A 19,553-nucleotide genomic window follows, 5' to 3' on the forward strand; every position below is an offset into this window, starting at 1 on the left:
CGAGGGTCCCGTCGGAACCCGTGCCGGCACCGCGTACTGTTCCCGGGTGACGCTGGAACGCCGGACCGCACGCCTGCTGATGCGCGGGTGGACGGAAGCCGATCTGCAGCCGTTCGCCGCCATGAACGCCGACCCCGAGGTGATGAGGTATTTCCCGTCCACGCTCACGCGGGAAGCCAGCGACGCTCTCGCGGCACGTGCGCAGGCCGAGCTGGTGGAGAACGGGTGGGGCCGGTGGGCACTGGAGTCGACGGGCGTTTCGCCGGCTTCACGGGGCTTGCTCGACCCGCGTGGAACCCGGCGCTCGTCGAGGTGGGTTGGCGGCTCCCGCGATGGGCCTGGGGGCACGGCTATGCGACAGAAGCGGCGCGCGAGGCACTGGCCGTCGGCTTCGACGAGATCGGCCTGTCGGAGATCGTCTCGTTCACCGCGGTTGCCAACGAGCGGTCCCAGGCCGTGATGCGTCGGCTGGGCATGACGCGTGACCCGGCCGACGACTTCGACTACCCGACGATCGCCGAAGGCCACCCTCTGCGGCGAAGCGTCCTCTTTCGCATCGGTGCAGAGCACGTCGGCCGGGCGGGCGAGCTGAACTGACCCCGACCGTCACCGGTCGTGGAGGGCGGTCGGTGGTGCTTCGCGGTGTCGTTCGTCGTACTGCCGGACGTGCTGACACGCAGAACCGATCAGGCTCCACTGGGCACACATGCTGGCGGTTATCGCTACGGCGCCCCACCACGCTCCGTGGTCGCCGTACGCGACCGACTCGAACGTCGCGAGCGCGATGAAGGATGACGCGACGGCGACGAAGACCACCTTCGCGCGTCGCGGACTGCTCGCCATCCAGCGCTGGTAGCGCGTCGGAGGGAAATCACGGTCTGCGGTCACGAAGGTCATCGTCGCGCGGCATCCGGGAGCACGCACCCAGACGGGTTCGCCTGGAGATCACGACGTCGCCGGCGTGCCCGAGATCGGCGCGCCGCCTAGCGTGGGGACGTGCCCTGCCGACTGGTGGCCCTCGATGTGGACGCCCGTGATCCCGAAGCTCTGGCGGGTTTCTGGGGCGGTGTCCTGGCGCGCGAGCCCCGCAACGACTCCGAGGGTGGCGCACTGCTCCCCGGCTCACAGACCCAGCTGGGCCTGCGGTTCGTGCCGAACCCGACCGAGAAGGCGGGTCGCAACCGGATGCACCTCCACCTCACCAGCGAGAGCCCAGGCGACCAGGAGCGCACCGTCGAGGCGGCGCTCGGGCTCGGCGCGCACCACCTCGACGTCGGACAGCGTCCCGACGAAGGACACGTGGTGCTGGCCGATCCGGAGGGCAACGAGTACTGCGTGATCGAGCCCGGGAACGCCTACCTCGCCGGCTGCGGCCCGCTCGGCGAGCTCACGTGCGACGGCACACGGGACGTCGGCGCGTTCTGGGCCGAGGCGCTGGGGTGGCCGGTGGTCTGGGACGAGGGCCAACAGGTCGCGATCCAGTCGCCGCAGGGAGGCACCAAGCTCTCCTGGGACGCATGGGACGATCCCGCTCCGGCCCAGGCGAGCAGGGACCGGCTGCGGTTCGAGGTCGTCGTGACCACCGGCGACCTGTCCGACGAGATCGAGCGGCTGGTCTCGCTCGGTGCCGCACGCCTCGACGGTCCGAACGACCACGGTGTGACGCTGGCCGACCCCGACGGGAACCCGTTCCACCTGCGTGCTGGTGCGGTCACCGACCCTCACGTATGAGATCCGTGCAGCGGCGTTGCCCGGCGGCAGGTACCCGTCACGGTTGCGGTGCTTTCCGCCGAGGCAGGAGCAGCGCCAGCACAGCGGCGAGGGCTGTGAACCCGGTGGCCCACCAGAACGCGACGTCGAACGCACCGGCAAGGTCGTGCAGGCTCGCGGACCCGGCGACGGAGCTCACGAGGATCACCGCGAGCACCGCGGTGCCGAACGAGCCCCCGATCTGCTGGGCGACGCGCGTGATGATGCTGGCGTGCGGCACCTCGTCGCGCTCGAGACCCAGGAACGCGCCGGTCATGAGCGGGATGATCACAGCACCCAGCCCGAAGCCGCGCACGAGCAGCATCGCCATGAGGAACCAGGTGCTGGTGCGCTCGCTCGACAGGGCGAAGGGGACGGTCGCGATCGTCAGGACGGTGAACCCGGTGACGGCGACCCAGCGCCCGCCGATCGAGTCGGTCAGCCGTCCGGCGACGGTGCGGGAGGCCAGGGCTCCGATGCCCTGCGGGACGAGCAGCAGGCCGGCCCCCAGGGCGTCCTCCCCGCGCACCTGCTGCCAGTACAAGGGGAGCAGGAGCATGGCGCCGTAGAGGGCGAGACCGGTGAGGAACAGCAGCGTCGTCGACATGGCCAGGGCGCGGTGCCGCAGCAGCCGGATGTCGATCAGAGCCTGCGGTCCGCGTCGCAGCGCCCACCAGGTGAAGCCGCCCAGGAGTGCCAGGCCAACGAGCAGCGGTGCGAGGACTCGAGGGTGCCCGAACCCGCCGACGACACCCACCTGGCTCAGGCCGTAGATGACGCCCACCATGCCGGGCGAGGCGAGCAGGAGCCCGACGGCGTCGAGGGGCACCCGCCGCCCGGGCATGTCGGCGGGAAGAAGGCGCACAGCGAGGACGAGTCCGACGATCCCGAGCGGCAGGTTGATCAGGAACAGCCACTGCCACGACAGGACGTTCAGGATCAGGCCGCCGAGCACCGGGCCGAGGATCGGTCCCAGCGCGGCGGGCAGGCTGACGGTGGCCATGAGACGTCCGGTGTTCCGGCCCCGGGCCGCCTGCATGAGGATGGTCGTCATCAGCGGCATGAGGATGCCGCCGCCGAGCCCCTGGACGGCCCGGAACGCGATCAGGCTCTCGGCGTTCCAGGCGGTCGCGCAGAGCGTCGACCCCAGGACGAACGTGGTCAGCGCGAGGATCCACAGGCGCTTGCTGCCGAGCCGGGCCTGCGCCCAGCCGGTCAACGGGATCGTGACGAACATCGCGAGCAGGTAGGCGGTGCTGAACCACTGGATCGTCGAGACCGACGCGTCCAGCGAGGCGCCCAGCTCGTGGAGGCCGACGCTCACGATCGTGGTGTCGAGGATGACGGCGATCCCGCCGACGATGAGCGCGGTCGCGAGCCGCTTGAGCTGCGGGTCGATCTCCGGCTCGGTACGGCTGGGTGAGGCGGTGTCCTGGGCCATCGTCGGTGCTCCAAATAAGATGCGGGGCTGTCTCTTATCCGCACCGTACCGTCGTCGTAATAAGATGCGCAAGTGCATCTTGTGACCTCGCCGCCAGGCGACGACGACGTGGCGCTGCGCTCGAGGACGCGCACAGGCCGGTACGACGCGATCAGCGCCCGGCGTCTACGCCGGGCTGCCGGGTGCGGCCGGGTCGGACGGGCTCAGCGCACCCGCAGGACCTGGCCCAGCCGCTCGCGGCGGCGGGCAGAGGACTCGACCACGACGACCGCCAGCACGGTCGCCGCCAGGACCACGACCGGCGCCGCCGCCCACCACGGCAGCACGACCCCAGGATCCGTCGCCTGCCCGGTGACGAGGCGCAGCGCGAGCGGTGCCACGAGGGTGCCGACCAGCACCATGCCGAGCACGACGCCGCCTACCGCGGCAAGCAGCGTCGGCGGGAGCAGCTCGCCGGCAGCGAGTCGCACCGTGTCTCGCCCGCGCAGCCCTAGGACGCGGGCGGTCGCGAGCGACCGGGCGCGCTCGGGAGCGGACGCAGCCGCGCCCAGGACGACAAGGATGGACGCGAACCCTGCGCACACGACGGCGACCAGGCCGACGAGCGCCAACAGCCCACCCGCCAGCGGGTCCGACCGCCGGTCCGCGAGCCACTGCGTGCGAGGGAGCACGTTCGCCGTGACCGGCGCAGCCGCTGTTCGCGCAGCCGCGGGGGCACCGGGGCCGACCGCCCACACGGTGTCCGGGTCCACCGCCTGCGGCTCGGCGCCGAGCAGATCCGACCCGGTCTGCTCGGCCCGTGCAGCGGCAACGGCTCCGACCACCGCGGTCAGGGCCGCACGATCCACCACCACCGTGGGACCGGCGGGCGAGCCGTCGGGCAGCTGCGCGGGCAGCGCGGAGACCTCGCCCACAGGGTCGAGATCGACCGTCACACCTCCCCACCTGAGCGACGGTCGAGAACCCAGCATCGCGGCGGGCACGAGCGCGGGCACCGGACCGGGTGCGGTGCGGTCGACCGCGACGCCGGACGCGTCGGCCAACGTCGCGAGCGCAGGGTCGGCCCCGAACCGGGTGCGGGCGAGCATCTTTCCGTACGGCACCGGGTCGACCGCCAGCACCCGGACGGTGTCGACCCCGTCGACGTCGAAGAGGTCGGCGCGGTCCTGAACGCGGCCGAAGGCGACGGCGTCGACACCGTCGGCGGCGGCCAGATCGGCCGCGACGTCGGCCAGCGCCGCGTTCGGCGAGTCCGTGCGGACCACGACGTCGGCACCCACGCTGTCCCACGAACCGGCCGTCTGACCGGCGCGTGCTGTGCCCGCCAGCGCGCCGCACAGCGAGACGAGCATCGTGACGACGACGAGCGCGACGAACGGCAGCCCCGCTCCCGTGGAGCGGGCCCGTGCCACGGCGAGCAGCGGTCCGGCGCTGCGGGACCTGCGAGCGACGCGCAGCGCACCGCCCAGCAGAGCGGGGACGGCACGCCACAGCAGCAGCGCGCCGGCAGCGGCAACCAGCACCGGCGCGGCAGCGAGCACCAGGTCGGCAGAACCGGAGATCGACCTCACGCCGCGCCCGCGCAGGACCGCGAGCGCGGCGACTCCGAGCACGAGCAGCGCAGCCTCGAACGACACCCGTCGCACCACGCGTACGCGCTGCGCGAGGCGACGGCGGTGCCGGTCGGTCGGGACACGGCGGGCGTCGCTGCGTGCCGCGGTCACGGTCGCGAACGCGGGCGGTGCAAGGACGCCCACAGCGACCACGACGACCACCCACGGCCAGGTCACCGCGCCCCCCGCGGCGACCGCGCCGAGCGCCAGACCCGCCACGGCACCCACACCGACGACCACCCCCGACTCGGCTGCCGAAGCCGCGGCGATGCCGGCCAGAGAGGCGCCGCGGGCGCGCACGGTGCGCAGTGCGGTGAGACGCCGGCGCGCGAGAAGGTCGGCTGCGACCAGGAGCACCAGCACGGAGCCGCACGCCAGTCCGGCGAGCACCACCATGGCCTGCGTCCACGTGGCCGCCACGCGCGCCCGCACCTGCGTGAGCACGAGGTCGAGCCGAGACGTCACCGTCGGCCCGGGCCCGGGCGCCAGGAGCACCTCGGGCGAGGCCTCGAGCGCGGCGATCTGCGTGCCGAGCGCGCGCGAGTGCGTGTAGTCCACGGTCTGCGGGTCCACCGGGAACCGGAACGTGCGCGTCACGCCGTCCGGCTCGAGAGCGGCTCGGGCCGCGGGCAGCGATGCTGCGGTCAGCAGCCCGCCCACCACGGTCGACGGCTCGCTGCTCAACCCCACCACGCGCGGCCGCAGCACCTCGGGCCGCGCGGTCCACGCCGGGTCCTGCGGATCTGTCGCCTCGAACACGCCGGTGACCAGCACCGGCACGATCGTCCTGTCGGGCATGCGCGCCTGGAACGTGTCGCCTGCACCGACACCGAGGACGCGGGCGACGTCGCGGGACAGCCCGAGCTGCACCGCACCGTCCTCCCCCGGGTGCCCTGGGGCCGCGCCGGTGAGCCAGCGGACGGCAGGCTGGTGCCCCGCCCACAGGTAGGCCATCCACAGCACGCCCCCGGTCGGCAGCCCCGGCGTGCTCAGGGTGAGATCGGTGCTGGTCGCCGCGGCGACGGGCGGCCCGAGAACAGGTTGCAGCGACGGGGGCAGCGCATCGTCGATCCAGCGCGCCGCGTTGTCGACGCTGGCCGTGGTGTCCGAGGAACCGGCCGCGGCGTCCGACGCCCCGGGGCCGTACATGCTGGTGACCACGAGGTCCGTCGGCGGGTCGGCTGCAGCAAGGGCCGCGCGGACGGCGACGTCGGCTCGGCCGATGAGCAGCCGCGGCACCGCGTCGGTGAGCCCGACCGTGAGCGCGACGACCAGGAGGGTCACCAGCAGCGGCCACAGGTCGGCGCGGGCCCGGCGCCATGCGGCCCTCATCCGTTCGGCTCCATCCGCAGACGAGCGATCGTCGAGCGGCGCACCGCACGGGCTGCGAGGGGCACGACGAGCGCGGCGCAGCCGACCAGCAGCACGACGACCGTCGCCAGCTGCGCCTGCCAGGGCCAGCGCACGACGGCGGCCGGCACGGGCGGCAGACCGACGGCGGACACCGCCAGAAGGGGGCCGACGGCCCAGCAGGCGACGGCGCCCAGCAGCGCACCGGCCAGCACGGGTACCGCGATGAGGAAGGCCTGCTCGGTGAGCACCGACACGAGCACGGACCGCCGCGGTGCGCCCAGCCCACGCAGCCGGGCCACGTCGACCTCGCGTGCCTCCAGCGTCGCCGTCGAGTGCAGCGCGGTACCGACCAGCGTCAGCACGAGGGCGGCGACGACCAGGAGCGCGGCCGCTGCCCGCTGCGCAGCGCGCAGGGGACCTTCGGCGCTCTCGTTCGCCACGGCGGTGCGCTCGGTGACGGGGCCGATCCCCTGGGCCTCGAGGGTGGCGGCCGCGCGCGTGGGGATCGCGCCGCCCACCCACCAGGCGTCGGTGAGGGTGTCGAGGTTGCCGTGGCTGATGGCGGCGCGCGACAGCGTGTCCACATCGGCCAGCAGTGCCGCGTCGCGGGGGTGCGACGGCACGTAGGCGGTGACGCCGGCGACCTTCGCCTGCACGGGGGTCAGGCCGAGGGTGAACTGCACGCTGTCGCCTACCTGGAGACCGAGCTCGTCGGCCAGGCGCTCGGAGACCGCGACGGGCACGATGTCCACGGGCTCGAAGGCGAGCGCCGTCAGGACACCGTCCGACCAGAACATGCCGGGGAGGTCCGCCGTGCCCTCGAGCGTCAGCTTGACGCCGTCGGGTACGGCGTCGGCAGTGATGTGGTTGAGCGACGCGACGACGTAGTCCTCCGCAGGTGCGCGCGCCACCGACCACGCGGCACCGGGCGACAGGGTCGCGTCGCGCAGGACCAGGTCGATCCCGAACCCGACCGAGCTCGACTGGTCGGTGTCGGCGGCGTTGCCCGCAGCCGAGAGCCGCGTGTCCACGGCCACCACCTGCACGTCCGGGGGCACGGCCAGGGCCAGGTCGTGAGCAGCGCCGTCGAGCGGCACGACTCCCACGGGCAGAGCCGTACGAGCGCCGTCGGCGTCCTGGACGACCAGGCTGAGGGTTGCGGTGATCTCCACGTCGCCCGCGGCGTGCCCGGACGCGACCAGGTCGGCATTCGTCTGCGTCAGGCGCAGACCCCCGACCGGCCCCGCGGGCGCCAGGCCCGACGCGGCATCGGCCCAGGTTCCGGACGGCAGGCGGCCGCGCAGCAGCCCGTCCGCCTCCCGGGTGTCCGCCGCGACGAGGTGCACCGCTTCGTCGCCCGCCTGCGCTCGAGAGCCGAGCGTGATGACCCGGCTCGTGACCGGGCTGACCCGGCCGCCACCGGTGGCTGTGCGGAGGGCATCTCCCGCACCGAGCGCGTCGAGCTGCGCAGGCACCGACAGGTCGGTCCCGACCGCGGCCGCGGCCTGGTCGCGCTGGGACTGCGTCCAGGTCGCCGCGAACCCGACCCCGAACGTCGCGGACGCCGTCGCCAGCACCACCAGGAACGCCGCCGCCGCGCCCTGCGGTCGACGAGCCACCCCCCAGGCTGCGAGCGGGAGGGTCAGCGAGCGCGTCGACGCCGCGCGTGCGTCGGCCCGTCGCGCGAGCAGCGGGAGCGGGCGCAGGACCAGCGCCGCCCCGGCCACCAGGCACAGCACCGGGGCGACGACGAGCACCGGGTCGGCCGTCGCGCCACCTGCTACCCGGTGGGCCCTCAGCTGCAGGTACGCGAGAGCCGCGAGCGCCAGGAAGAGCAGGTCGGCGCCGGAGCGGGCCACCACTCCCACGCGGTCCTCACGGCCTCGCGGCGCCTCGGTGCGCAGCCACGGCAGCACGAGCAGGGCGCCGAGGGTGAGCGTGACGGCGGTGACGCTCGCGACGAGCGGGAGCAGGCCACCCTCGGGGACACCGACGGGGTCCAGGCCGACGGCGCCGGCGAGCACCCGGTACAGCGCGAGGGCGAGTGCCGTCGCCGGCACGACGGCGAGCACAGCGAGCGCACCGGCCTCGGCAGCGGCCTGGCCGACGAGACGCGTCCGGCCGGCACCGCGAGCGGACAGGAGTGCCGCCTCGGCCGCACGCCGGCCGGCGACCAGCCGTGCAGCCAGGACGACGGTGGTCCCGGCGAGCGCCCCGCCCAGCAGCGCCACCGCGAGCACCCCCGAGCCGGTCACGCCACGCTGCACGCCGGCCGAGTGCATCGTCCGCGCGAACGGCAGGTCCGTGACGACGTTCTGGGTCCGGTCGCCCAATGCGCTGCCGAGCGCACCGGGCAGGGCGTCGACAGCCGCGCCGGCACGAGCCAGCTCGGCGGCGGTGGCGCCCGTCAGGTCGGGCTGGGCACGCAACGTGACCCGGCGCAGCGGGATCTCGCTGGCGGCCAGCGCACCGGGCGCGACGAGCAACGGGCCGTAGGCCGTGATGTAGCCGCGGTAGTTCGGGCTCACCCCGGAACCGAGCAGCGGGTCTTCCTCCCACGCGTCACCGGGTCGCGGGACGAACGTGCCCACGACCGTCAGCCCGGCGCCGGCGCTGCGAGGGTCGGTGGCGAGCGACGTCGAGCTCCCGACGTCGAGACCCAGTGCTCGTGCCGTCGAGGTCGGCAGCGCGACCTCGTCCGCCGCGGCGGGCCAGTGCCCCGACACGATCGTCCCGCGGGAATCGAGGTCGTCGAGCTCGGCGAGGTAGGCCAGGCGCAGGGGGCCGCCGTCGGGAGGCAGGTACCCCATGACGGTCGACGTCCACACGGTCTCGGTCGTCGGGAGGTCACCGAAAGGGGACGTGAGCAGGTCCGACGCCTCGGCGACGGCCCCGGAGGCATCCCGTGCGGTCGCGGCGACGCGCTCGTCCACATCGGGGTCGTCGGGGTCCTCGGGGAAGCCCAGCGCGACGCCGACCTGGACGTCGCCGGCCGGGGCGTCGGCCATCGCGAGCTGCAGCGCACGTTGCGGGGAGGCCGTCATGAGCAGGACGCACGCACCCACCAGACCGGCGCCGGCGACCATGACCGCGAGCACCGCTGCCAGGACGGCGAGCTGGGCACGCCCGCGACGCCAGAGCAGCTCACCCACTCTCGGCTGCCCCGACGAGCCGACCGTCCACCAGGCGAACCGCGCGGTCCGCGAGCGCGATCATCACCGGGTCGTGCGTCGCGACCAGAGCCGTCATGCCCTCGGCCTCGACGACGCCCCGGATCAGCGCCATCACGGACAGTCCGGTCTCGGTGTCGAGCTGTCCGGTCGGCTCGTCGGCAACCAGCAACCGAGGCGAGGCCGCCAGGGCCCGGGCGATCGCGACCCTCTGCTGCTGGCCGCCGGACAGCTCGTCGGGCCGTTGCTGCCCGTGCGCGGACAGCCCGACGAGCTCGAGGAGCATCTCGACCCGGCGTTCGCGCTCGGCGACGGGTGCCTCACGCAGCCGCATCGGCACCCCGACGTTCTCCGCCGCCGTCAGCACCGGTATCAGGCCGAACGTCTGGAAGACGAACGCGACCCGGTCGCGGCGCAGCATGGCCTGCTCGTCCTCGGACAGCGCGGCCACGTCCACACCGTCGACGTGCACAGTTCCCTCGTCGGGCCGGTCCAGGCCGCCCACGACGTTGAGCAGGCTGGTCTTGCCGGAGCCGGAACGTCCGACGAGGGCCACGAGCTCACCGGGGGCGACGTCGAGGTCGACGCCACGCAGAGCGTGCACGGCCGACCGGCCGCTGCCGAACGTGCGGTGGACGTCGCGGACGTGGACCGTCGCACCGGGCTGCGCGCCCACCGCGGGGGCGCTCACCGCGCGCTGCCGTCGGGCCAGACGCTGACGTGGTCGGCCTCCAGCGCCAGGCGCACGCGGCGGGTCAGCGCGAGTGCGTCGCGGTACTCGCGCGGCACCTGCACCCGACCGGCCCGGTCCATCACCGCGTACTCCTCGTGCGTGACGTCCCCACCCGCGTCCCGCCGGAGCACCTCACTGCTCGTGCGCCCGTCCCGGATCGCGACGGTGCGCTCCACCAGCCCGCTGACCGCCGAGTCGTGCGTGACGACCACCACCGTGGTGCCGGCCTCGCGGTTCGCGGTGCGCAGGGCGTCGAACACCTCGCGCGCCGTCGTCGTGTCGAGCTCGCCCGTCGGCTCGTCGGCCAGCAGGAGCTGCGGCTCGTTGGCGAGGGCGGTCGCGATGGCGACACGCTGCTGCTCACCGCCGGACATCTCCTGCGGCCGCCGGTCGGCGACGTGCCCCACACCGACGAGGTCGAGCAGCTCACCCGCCCGCGCAACCCGGTGTCGACGCCCTCCCGCGGTCATCGGCATCGCCACGTTCTGCCGAGCACTCAGGTACGGAAGCAGGTTGCGCGAGGTCTGCTGCCACACGAAGCCGACCATCTGCCGGCGGTAGGCGACCCGGTCCCGCGCGTGCATGGCCATGAGGTCCCAGCGACCCACGCGCACCCGGCCCGCCGTCGGTGCGTCCATCCCGGACAGCACGGACAGGAGCGTGGACTTGCCGGACCCGCTCGCTCCGACGATCGCGACCATCTCGCCCTCGTCGACCAAGAGGTCGAGCCCTTGCAGTGCCTGCACCTCGACGCTTCCCGACTGGAAGATCCGCACGAGGTTGTCGCAGACGACGAGCGCGTCGTGACCGAACTGGGCGGGGGGCGTGGCAGCCCCGCCCAGGGCCTCGAGCGTGGTCTCGGACACCGGCGGCTCCCTTCGTCGACGAACCTCCACCCGGCAGGCTAGAGCCCATCGGCTCGCTCTGGTGGAAATCGTTATACAAGTCCCTTCCGCGGTGCAGAGCGTGAGCGGCGTGCGGCGCCGGTGGCGCCCATCTGTCGGCCGCTACGAGGCCTGGCGCGCGCCGCCGGAGGCTATCGTCGTCGTCTCGACCAGCGACGACGCGTGGAGGTGCGTGATGCGTGACACTGCCGCTCCGCACGTGGTCGTCGTCGGATCCGGGTTCGGTGGGTCCGTCGCGGCGCTGAGGCTCTCCGAGAAGGGCTATCGCGTCACGCTCCTGGAGGCGGGGCGGCGGTTCACCCCCGAGACCCTGCCGCGCACGTCGTGGGACGTGCGGAGGTTCCTGTGGGCGCCCCGCCTGCGGTGCCACGGGATCCAGCGCATCCATGTCCTGCCGGACGTCGTCCTGCTCGCCGGGGCGGGGGTGGGCGGCGGCTCGCTGGTGTACGCCAACACCCTGTACGAGCCTCGCTCGGACGACTTCTACCGCGACCCGCAGTGGGCGTCGATCACCGACTGGCGCAGCGAGCTCGCGCCGCACTACGACCAGGCGCGGCGCATGCTCGGCGTCGTCGACAACCCCACCGTCACGCCTGCCGACGAGGTGGTCCGTGCCGCGGCCCGCGACCTCGGCGTCGAGGACACGTACCGGCAGGCGCCGGTCGGGGTCGTGTTCGGACGCCCCGGCGAGGCGGTGCCGGACCCGTTCTTCGGCGGAGCCGGTCCCGAGCGCCGAGGTTGCCTGGAGTGCGGGGAGTGCATGACCGGCTGCCGGCACGGCGCCAAGAACACCCTCGAGACGAACTACCTGTGGCTCGCCGAGCGCGCGAGCACGACGATCGTCCCGGACACGACGGTGACGTCGCTCGCCCCGCGGCCCGACGGGCGCTGGGACGTCGTCACGGTCCCGACCGGCCGTCGGCGGCCGCCGACCACGCTGATCGCCGACCAGGTCGTGGTCGCGGCCGGCGCCTGGGGTACGCAGGAGCTGCTCCACCGGCTCAAGGCCGACGGCACGTTGCCTCACCTGTCCGACCGGCTCGGTCACCTGACCCGCACCAACTCCGAGGCGCTCGGCGGCGCGACCCGGAGGCCGCGCGCGGCGGGGCCGCGAGTCAACAGCGGCGTGGCGATCACCTCGTCGGTGTGGCTCGACGAGCGCACCCACCTCGAACCGGTGCGGTACGGCCACGGCTCCAACCTCATGGGCCTGCTCGGCACGGTCCTCACCGACGGCGGCGGTCGCGCGCCCCGCTGGGTCCGGTGGCTCGGGCAGATGGCCCGGCACCCGCGCAGGGCGCTCTCGATCCTGACCGGGCTGCGGTCCTTCTCCGACCGGGCGGTCATCGGGCTCGTCATGCAGACCGGCGGCGCGTCGATCACCGTGCGCCCACGCCGGACGTGGACCGGGCGCTGGCGGCTGACGTCGACGCGTGGCGGCGACGAGCCGAACCCCACGTGGATCCCCCAGGCGAACGCCGCCTACCGGCGGATGGCGCACCACCTGGACGGCTTCGCGATGAGCACGCTCTCTGAGGTCGCCGACGTCCCGATGACGGCGCACTTCCTCGGCGGCTGCACCATCGGCACGGACGCCTCGACGGGCGTCGTCGACCCCTATCACCGGGTCTTCGGCTACCGCGGCCTGCACGTCATGGACGGGTCGACCGTCTCCGCGAACCTCGGTGTCAACCCGTCCCTCACCATCACGGCGCAGGCCGAGCGGGCGTGCTCGATGTGGCCGAACGCAGGTCAGCACGATCCCCGACCCGCGCAGGGCCAGCCGTACCGGCGGGTCGCCGCCATCCCACCCTTGCGGCCGGCGGTCCCCGCCCATGCGCGGGCGGCGCTCCCGCTCACGGTGGTGCAGGGACCCCGCTGAGTTGCGTGCTCCCTGCTCAGGCGTCCTCGCGGTCGGGGTTCTCGAGCCGGAAGAAGTTGCTCGCCCGGCCGTCCTTGCGCTCCTCCTGGTAGATGAAGTTGAGCCGTCGGGCGTCGAAGGTGTCGAACCACTCGTCCCAGCTCACGTGTCGAAGACGCTCGTCGTCGCCACCGAAGTCGAAGCGCAGCACCCCGAGGTGATCCCCGTGCTCGGTGCCCTCGACGGTCGCCGGCACCGCGTCGCGTTCCTGGGCCCACTGCCGGATCACGTCGTGGTGCGTGGTGGCCAGGCTGCGGCCGGGGCGCTCCGGCTCGTCGTCCGGCGAGGTGATCTCCTGCGAGTACTTCAGCGAGCCTGACGTGTCCGGTCCTGTGCGCAGCCGTCCGCCGTCCGGGCCTGCTCCGTAGCTCGTGTCGTCGGCAGTCATGTCGGTCCTCCCGGTGTGCTCGTGCGCGCCGGACGGTTCCAGGCCCGGCGTCAGCCGCTGCCGCTGCGCTGGACAGGCTTCTTCGAGGGTGCATCGCCGTCGACGGCGCCGCATCCGGGAGCGCGCGGCCGGGCGACCTGGTCGACTGATCGGCCGCGTCCGGTGCCCGATCGTGCCGTCAGAGCGCGTGGGAGGCCGTCACCAGCGTCGGTCGGCTCCCGACGGTGCTCCGCGATGCCGTCTGCCGTACGCTCAGGAACGCTCGCCGGCGGCGCGCGGGGTGCCGAGCCCGCACAGAGCGGCGTCCAGACGAGCAACGACCTCGGGTCCGGGCGCGAGCAGCGGAGCGGGGAGGCGTCCGGTCCGCAGACCGAGGATCTCGCCGACGGCGTGCACGACTCGGGGGCCACCCTCCGTGAGGGCGATCTCCGCGATCGGTCGGACATCGGCAAGAAGCCTGTCCACGCTGTCACGGTCGCCGAGGACCGCCGCCCGTGCGATCGCGACGTAGGCGGACGGCAGCACCGACGCGAGGCCTGAGTGCCAGCTTCGCGCGCCCGCCAGAAGGCCCTCTACGCCGAGCAGGTCTCCGCTGTATCCCACCTCGATCGTCGGGGCGTCCGCACGGAGCCGACCAGCGCGCCTCTGGATCTCGGCCGCGTCGCTGCCCCGGTCCTTGACTCCGCCGATGCCCGGCAGGGCGGACACCCGCAGCAGAGTCTCGATGCTGAACGCGAATCTGGTGGTCACGGGGTTGTGGTAGACCCAGACCTGCCCGTCCACGGCACGCGTGACGTCCGCATAGAGCCCGACCACCTCGTCGTCCGACAGCGGCAGGTACGACACGGGCGCGAGGAGCAGCGCATCCGCGCCGGCCCGTGAGGCGTCGTCGGCGTGCGCGAGCACGGACTCGGTGGTGGCTGCGCTGATGCCCGCCACAAGCGGTACCCGCCCGGCGACGGCCTCGGCGGCGACCTCCACGACGCGACGGCGCTGGGCCCGGTCCAGGTAGGCCGCCCCACCGGTCGACCCGAGTACCGCGATGCCATCGACGCCCGCACCCACCGCCCTGTCGACCAGCGCTGCGAGCGCTGCCTCCGCCACCCTGCCGGCCGCGTCACGCGGAGTGGGCGGGTACGCCACCAGTGGGCCTAGGAGTGCCATGCGGGAAGATTAACGAGGGGCCGCATCGACGGCGATCACCCTCACCAGATCCTGGTCCGGGACTCGCCGGACGCCAGGGCGGCGACAGGGCCGGCGGCAACGACGGAACCGGCGGCCTTGGGCTCTCCGAGGAGATCGGTGTCCAGGACCAGCCGACTGCCGTCCCGCTCCTCGAAGTCGGCGTCGACGAAGCGCACCCGCTCGAGGTCCTCCCCGGTGACGACCGGGAGCCGCGCGTCGTCGAACCCGGCCGGGAGGCGGGTCTCCAGGAAGCACCCCTCGTCGTCCTCGACGATCGCGACGTGGACGTCACCCTCCGAGAGCACCACAGCGCCGGGCTCGCCGTCGACGGGCTCCGCGCCGCCCACGAAGACGTTGTCGCGCAGGTAGGCCGGCTGCAGCACGCCGGTGAACCGCTCGTGGTCGCCGCGGGACACGTCGTGGACCTGCGCGAGGTAGGCGGCGAGCGTCGGGGGGTGGCCCGTGTACCCGACGGTGCCGTGCCGTGCCGACCGCCCGGTGCCGGCGGTCGCGCTGTAGGCCTCGGTGCCGTCGCCGAGGAAGACGTTCCCGATGTACCGGTCGTCGGCGCCCAGGATCGCGGCATAGCCGGCCACCTGCGTGCTGTGCGGCACGTGGTACGGCGTCGGCCGCTCGACCACGGGTTGCCGCCAGACCGTGCCGCACACCAGGTTGTGCACGTAGGCGCCGCCCTGGCTGAAGTTCTCGAGCGACGCGGCCGAGCCGAAGACGTTGTGGTCCACGACATACGGACCGTGGGACACCTCGACGAACAGGTCCCGGGTGTTGCGGTAGAACACGTTGCGCGAGACGCGGGTGCCCTGGGTCTGCCAGTCCAGCCACGTTCCCAGCGTGCAGTCGTGGATGCGGTTGTGCCGGATCTCGACGTCGATGGCGGCGTGCAGCTTGATGCCGCCGATCTCGTACCCGTAGAACTCCCGCTTCACGGCGATGTTGTAGATGTGGTTGTCCTCGATGGTCGAGAACACGGCGCCGAGGTGACCGACGATCCCGTTCTGGCCGCAGTCGAAGATGGTGTTGCGACGCACGACGTGCGACCCGACGTGCTCCCGGTCCCAGCCGATCTGGCGCGCCGCGAACACCGACTCGAGCTGGTACTGGTACCCCGGCTTGTCCCGTCGCGACGTCGCGTAGTTGTGGCCCGTCGACGCCTCCTTGCCCAGGGAGATCGCCGAGCACTTCGCGTCGTGGATGACGTTGTCCTCGATGATCCAGCCCTTGGCCCAGTTCGGTCCGATGAGGCCCGGCTGGTCCGCGGTCGGCGGGGTCCAGGGGCACGCCGCGTGCGCCAGCTCGAACCCGCGCACGGTGATGTAGTCCAGGTGGTGCTCACTGGGGTAGAACACCGAGCGGCGGACGTTGATCTCGACGAGCTCGGCGTTGGGGTCCGCGCCCTGGAAGTTCGCCCACAGCGTCGTCTCGTCGGGGCCGGCCTCCGCGAACCAGACGTACCTCGTCTGCTCCGGGTCGCGGACCGTCTCGGTGGTCCCGGTCCAGAGGTCGAGGGTGGTCGTCCGCAACGGCGGGTCGGGCAGGGCGGAGCGGTCGAGCACCTCGTAGAAGCTCTTCCCGTTGAGGTACACGTCGCCCAGGTGCGTCCGGGCGGCGCCGGGTCCGTACACCGCCCAGTCGCCGTCGAGCTCCTCGGCGAAGGGGTTGAACGAGCCGAACAGGGCGTTGGGGATCGTCACCCGCCACACCGTCCCGCCCTCCGGAACCCACCCGGTGACCGGTTCGGAGCCCTTGATCACGACGTGCTCGCCGGGCGCGGCCTCGTAGGTGATCCTGCGCCGGTCGCTCAGACCGCCCCGCTGCGGGCGGACCCACTCCCGGTACTCACCGGCGTGCACGACGACGCGGTCGCCCGGTCGGGCGAGAGCGGCGGCCCTGGTGATCGTCCGCAGCGGTGCATCGGCTGAGCCGTCGGCGGCATCCGAGCCGGTGATCGCGACGTGGAGCGCAGCTGCCATGGTTCGTCGGCCTTCCCTGCGTGGTGCGGGGCGCTTACCGCGCCCATCCTCCGCCGCCGGCTCAGCTACCGCCCGGAGAACCGGCCTCCTACTGCGCGATGTCCGGACCGCGGCGCAACCGCCGAGCCTCCGCCAGGAACTCGTCGACCGACTGGTGGTACAGGCCCGGCTGGTCACGCCGGACGCAGTGGCCCGAGTCCGGGACGACGACCGTCCGGACGAGCGGGTTGTGGAGGAGCTCCGGGCTAGGCGCCATGTCCGACACCGGCGGTACGACGAGCAGCGTCGGCACGGTCAGCGCGTTGAACAGCTCCTCCCACGCGGCATCGCCCAGAGTCAGCCCGCGCCGCACGTACTCGAGGTCGACAGCCGGCTTGCAGGCGGCCCACGCCTCGATCTCGGTCCGGCTCCAGCTCGTCTCCGCGAGCATGCGCTCGACGTGCTCGGGGTGTCCGGCAACGTCGCGCATCGAGTGGAGGAAGTCCTCGGTCATGGCGACGAACACCGGGTCCGGCCCCCCTACAGGCGGCTTCGCGGGGTCTTCCAGCACCAACGCCCAGACCTTCTCCGGTCGCGCCAGCGCCGTGCGGAGCGCCAGGTTCCCGCCCAGCGAGTGCCCGATGAGCGCCACCGGCTCGGCGAGTGCATCGACGAGAGCCACGACGTCGGCGAGGTGAACCTCGGACGCGTTCGTGACCTCGTCGTCGGTCAGGTGCGGGGAACGTCCATGACCACGCAGGTCGGGCGCGTAGACGTCCCAGCGATCGCCCCAGTGCGCCACCAGGTCCGGCCACGTCGTCCCTGCGTCGGTCAGCCCGTGGACCAGCACCACCGGCTCGGCGTCCGGGTTGCCGTACCGATGGACGGTGAGTGCCTGCACCGATGCCTCCCTTGGCAGCGCGCCGTCCCACCGGTCCGGGGCAGGGTCGCATCGCGAGACTATCCGGGCCGGCCGGCCGGGACGTGCGGTCCGGCTGAGCGAACGTCACCTCGCGGGTGCGCACCCTGCTGGGCGGAATTGCCGTGAAACAGTCGGCACGCCCGACCTACGCTGCAGTGGATGACCGACCTTGCCGAACCTCAGATCACGGTCGACCTGGTTCGCCGCCTCCTCGCCGAGCAGCATCCCCAGTGGTCCGGGCTCCCGGTGTCACCGGTGCCACGCAGCGGCGTGGACAACCGCACCTTCCGCCTCGGCGACGAGCTGCTCGTCCGCCTGCCCAGTGCCGAGGGGTACGCGCACTCCGTGGTGAAGGAGCAGCGGTGGCTGCCCGTGCTGGCCCAGCACCTTCCGCTTCCCATCCCCGCTCCCGTGGCGCAGGGCGCGCCCGGTCACGGGTACCCGTGGCCCTGGTCCGTGTACCGGTGGCTGCCCGGCGACTCCGCCGACGAGGCCCCGCCTGGGGACCTGACGCGGTTCGCGGTCGATCTCGCGGCCTTCCTCAGGGCGCTGCGACGCGCACCCGGACCGGGCCCGGAGCCGGGTGCGCACAACTGGTGGCGTGGTGGCCCGGTCCGCCACTACGACGACGAGACACGTCAGGCGCTCGAGGTGCTCGCAGGTGAGGTCGACGTACCGGCTGCGACGGAGGTGTGGGAGGCCGCGCTGATGTCGGTCTGGCACGGGCCGGACGTCTGGTTCCACGGTGACATCGCCCCCGGGAACCTCCTGGTCAGCGGCGGCGCCCTGAGCGCCGTCATCGACTTCGGCACGTCCGGCTGGGGCGACCCCTCCTGCGACCTCGTCATCACCTGGACCGTTCTCGAGGGCTCGTCGCGAGACGCCTTCCGGGCAGGGGTCGACGCCGACTCCGGGATGTGGGCCCGAGCGCGGGGGTGGGCGCTGTGGAAGGCGCTGATCACGATGGACCGGCAGCGCGCCGACCCGGTCGCGCACGCGTCTGCTCGGCGCGTTCTGCAGACGGTGCTCGCGGACCACGCCGCACACGGCTGAGGCGCCGACCCGCAGCCGCGACCCGACCTCGGCCGCACTCACGGGTCCCGAACCCGAGCACGGAGGCCGGTGCAGGCCAAGGATGTGGTCGTGACTCTCTACGCACAGACCCCCGGCCGCCGTGCACGCCAGATGGTCGGCGACCTCCTGGTCCTCGGCTGGATCGTGTTCTGGGTGCGCGCAGGGCTGTGGGTGCACCAGGTCGTGGCACGGCTCGCCGCTCCCGGGCGCACCCTCGAAGACGCCGGCTCCTCGCTCTCCGAGAGCATGTCCTCCGCCGGGGACACCGTCGCGCACCTCCCGCTCGTGGGCGACGACGCACGCGCCCCGTTCACCACGGCCGGTGGCGCCGGGGACTCGATCGCACGCGCAGGCGTCGAGGTGCAGCACGGCGCCCTGCACCTCGCGCTGGTCCTCGGGCTCCTGATCGCCGCGGTCCCGATCGTGCTCGTCGCGGCGGGCTGGCTGTACTCCCGCGCGCGGTTCGTCAACCGCGCGCGGGCGGCGACACGCATCCTGGACTCCGCAGCCGACCTGGACCTGTTCGCTCTGCGGGCGCTCGCCACGCAGCCCGTCCGTGCGCTCGCCCGCGTGAGCGACGACCCGGCGAACGCGTGGCGCCGCGGAGATCCCGAGATCATGCGCGCGCTCGCGTCCCTCGAGCTGCACTCGCTCGGTCTCCGCGCTCCCGCGCCGTCGTCGGCGTGACCCGCGCACGCCGTCGCCGTGAGGGGTGCGGTCGGATCAGCGTCGCTCGTAGTCGCTGTCGGTGACGTGCTCGAGCCACGTGACGACCTGGCCGTGCTCGTCGGCCTCCTGGATGGCGACGTGGGCCATGAACCGGTCCTGCGTGGCGCCGTGCCAGTGCTCCTCGCCGGGCTCGATGTAGACGACGTCGCCGGGGCGGATCTCGCGGACCTCGCCGCTACGACTGGCCACATAGCCGATGCCGTCGGTCACGTACAGCGTCTGGCCCTTGGGGTGGTGGTGCCAGGCGGTACGTGCGCCGGGGGTGAACCGCACGTGCGCGCAGCCGACGGCCGACTGGTCGTCGGGGTTGCGGATGCCGTCGATGTATACGGTGCCGGTGAACCAGTCCTCAGGACCGGTGGCCGACTGGCCACCGCTGGTGGTGAGTCGCATGTGATCT

Annotated in this window: 16 protein-coding genes and 1 pseudogene; 7 read left to right on the forward strand and 10 right to left on the reverse strand. The window is 73.2% G+C overall.

The window, feature by feature from the left end; genetic code table 11:
• Positions 1-121: 121 nt before the first annotated feature.
• The 4 genes and pseudogenes from N553_RS25905 to N553_RS0105860 all read left to right on the forward strand — a co-directional run.
• Positions 122-190, forward strand: a pseudogene (locus N553_RS25905) (hypothetical protein); the annotation flags it as partial.
• A gap of 44 nt (positions 191-234) precedes the next feature.
• Positions 235-597, forward strand: a complete 363-nt coding sequence (locus N553_RS21355; RefSeq protein WP_255346999.1) for a GNAT family N-acetyltransferase — start codon at positions 235-237, stop codon at positions 595-597.
• A gap of 109 nt (positions 598-706) precedes the next feature.
• The gene (locus N553_RS24985; RefSeq protein WP_156043713.1) at positions 707-856 is read left to right on the forward strand and encodes a hypothetical protein; all 150 of its coding nucleotides are present in this window, start codon (positions 707-709) and stop codon (positions 854-856) included.
• Positions 857-996: 140 nt separating this feature from the next.
• Positions 997-1,731, forward strand: coding sequence for a VOC family protein (locus N553_RS0105860; protein ID WP_028045749.1), 735 nt, complete (start codon positions 997-999; stop codon positions 1,729-1,731).
• 37 nt (positions 1,732-1,768) lie between these two features.
• Here N553_RS0105860 and N553_RS0105865 read toward each other — a convergent pair whose 3' ends face one another.
• The 5 genes from N553_RS0105865 to N553_RS0105890 all read right to left on the reverse strand — a co-directional run bounded on the left by N553_RS0105865 (position 1,769) and on the right by N553_RS0105890 (position 10,925).
• The gene (locus tag N553_RS0105865) at positions 1,769-3,190 is read right to left on the reverse strand and encodes an MDR family MFS transporter (RefSeq protein ID WP_028045750.1); all 1,422 of its coding nucleotides are present in this window, start codon (positions 3,188-3,190) and stop codon (positions 1,769-1,771) included.
• 203 nt (positions 3,191-3,393) lie between these two features.
• Positions 3,394-6,135, reverse strand: a complete 2,742-nt coding sequence (locus N553_RS24990) for an FtsX-like permease family protein (RefSeq protein WP_028045751.1) — start codon at positions 6,133-6,135, stop codon at positions 3,394-3,396.
• Entirely contained in the window at positions 6,132-9,308 is a 3,177-nt protein-coding gene (locus N553_RS0105875) for an FtsX-like permease family protein (RefSeq protein ID WP_034620700.1), read from the reverse strand. The genes N553_RS24990 and N553_RS0105875 overlap by 4 nt, the downstream gene beginning before the upstream one ends.
• Complete coding sequence (locus tag N553_RS0105885) at positions 9,301-10,017, reverse strand: ABC transporter ATP-binding protein (RefSeq protein WP_231505177.1); 717 nt, start codon at positions 10,015-10,017, stop codon at positions 9,301-9,303. Before N553_RS0105885 ends, N553_RS0105875 begins: the two co-directional genes overlap by 8 nt.
• Positions 10,014-10,925 (reverse strand): ABC transporter ATP-binding protein, encoded by a 912-nt coding sequence (locus N553_RS0105890; protein ID WP_028045754.1) that lies wholly within the window; start codon positions 10,923-10,925, stop codon positions 10,014-10,016. The genes N553_RS0105885 and N553_RS0105890 overlap by 4 nt, the downstream gene beginning before the upstream one ends.
• Before the next feature lie 214 nt (positions 10,926-11,139).
• Here N553_RS0105890 and N553_RS0105895 point away from each other — a divergent pair, with 214 nt between their 5' ends.
• Entirely contained in the window at positions 11,140-12,846 is a 1,707-nt protein-coding gene (locus tag N553_RS0105895; RefSeq protein WP_034621209.1) for a GMC family oxidoreductase, read from the forward strand.
• A gap of 16 nt (positions 12,847-12,862) precedes the next feature.
• Here the strand turns inward: N553_RS0105895 and N553_RS21360 are convergent, their stop codons facing one another.
• From N553_RS21360 to N553_RS21365, 4 genes are all read right to left on the reverse strand, one after another.
• Complete coding sequence (locus N553_RS21360) at positions 12,863-13,273, reverse strand: hypothetical protein (protein WP_197029919.1); 411 nt, start codon at positions 13,271-13,273, stop codon at positions 12,863-12,865.
• A 252-nt stretch (positions 13,274-13,525) separates the two neighbouring features.
• Positions 13,526-14,437 (reverse strand): dihydrodipicolinate synthase family protein, encoded by a 912-nt coding sequence (locus tag N553_RS0105905; protein WP_028045756.1) that lies wholly within the window; start codon positions 14,435-14,437, stop codon positions 13,526-13,528.
• A 41-nt stretch (positions 14,438-14,478) separates the two neighbouring features.
• Positions 14,479-16,449 (reverse strand): right-handed parallel beta-helix repeat-containing protein, encoded by a 1,971-nt coding sequence (locus N553_RS0105910; protein WP_028045757.1) that lies wholly within the window; start codon positions 16,447-16,449, stop codon positions 14,479-14,481.
• A gap of 88 nt (positions 16,450-16,537) precedes the next feature.
• Complete coding sequence (locus tag N553_RS21365) at positions 16,538-17,329, reverse strand: alpha/beta fold hydrolase (protein WP_051639861.1); 792 nt, start codon at positions 17,327-17,329, stop codon at positions 16,538-16,540.
• A gap of 180 nt (positions 17,330-17,509) precedes the next feature.
• Between N553_RS21365 and N553_RS0105920 the strand changes: the two genes are divergently transcribed.
• Both N553_RS0105920 and N553_RS0105925 read left to right on the forward strand, forming a co-directional pair.
• A complete protein-coding gene (locus N553_RS0105920; RefSeq protein WP_028045758.1) occupies positions 17,510-18,403 on the forward strand; it encodes an aminoglycoside phosphotransferase family protein in 894 nt (297 codons plus the stop codon).
• A 90-nt stretch (positions 18,404-18,493) separates the two neighbouring features.
• Positions 18,494-19,111, forward strand: coding sequence for a hypothetical protein (locus N553_RS0105925; RefSeq protein ID WP_034621217.1), 618 nt, complete (start codon positions 18,494-18,496; stop codon positions 19,109-19,111).
• 36 nt (positions 19,112-19,147) lie between these two features.
• On the opposite strand, the gene N553_RS0105930 is transcribed toward N553_RS0105925, so the two are convergent.
• Positions 19,148-19,546, reverse strand: a complete 399-nt coding sequence (locus N553_RS0105930) for a cupin domain-containing protein (RefSeq protein WP_028045760.1) — start codon at positions 19,544-19,546, stop codon at positions 19,148-19,150.
• Positions 19,547-19,553: the final 7 nt, after the last annotated feature.

It is taken from the genome of Cellulomonas sp. URHE0023 (genome assembly GCF_000688475.1).
Lineage (GTDB): Bacteria > Actinomycetota > Actinomycetes > Actinomycetales > Cellulomonadaceae > Cellulomonas.

Bases quoted from the DNA above. Each gene is read 5' to 3' on its own strand.
- N553_RS24985 (WP_156043713.1), top strand. From the start codon at position 707: ATGCTGGCGGTTATCGCTACGGCGCCCCACCACGCTCCGTGGTCGCCG.
- N553_RS0105865 (WP_028045750.1), bottom strand. From the start codon at position 3,190: ATGGCCCAGGACACCGCCTCACCCAGCCGTACCGAGCCGGAGATCGAC.
- N553_RS24990 (WP_028045751.1), bottom strand. From the start codon at position 6,135: ATGAGGGCCGCATGGCGCCGGGCCCGCGCCGACCTGTGGCCGCTGCTG.
- N553_RS0105895 (WP_034621209.1), top strand. From the start codon at position 11,140: ATGCGTGACACTGCCGCTCCGCACGTGGTCGTCGTCGGATCCGGGTTC.
- N553_RS21360 (WP_197029919.1), bottom strand. From the start codon at position 13,273: ATGACTGCCGACGACACGAGCTACGGAGCAGGCCCGGACGGCGGACGG.
- N553_RS0105905 (WP_028045756.1), bottom strand. From the start codon at position 14,437: ATGGCACTCCTAGGCCCACTGGTGGCGTACCCGCCCACTCCGCGTGAC.
- N553_RS0105910 (WP_028045757.1), bottom strand. From the start codon at position 16,449: ATGGCAGCTGCGCTCCACGTCGCGATCACCGGCTCGGATGCCGCCGAC.
- N553_RS0105920 (WP_028045758.1), top strand. From the start codon at position 17,510: ATGACCGACCTTGCCGAACCTCAGATCACGGTCGACCTGGTTCGCCGC.
- N553_RS0105930 (WP_028045760.1), bottom strand. From the start codon at position 19,546: ATGCGACTCACCACCAGCGGTGGCCAGTCGGCCACCGGTCCTGAGGAC.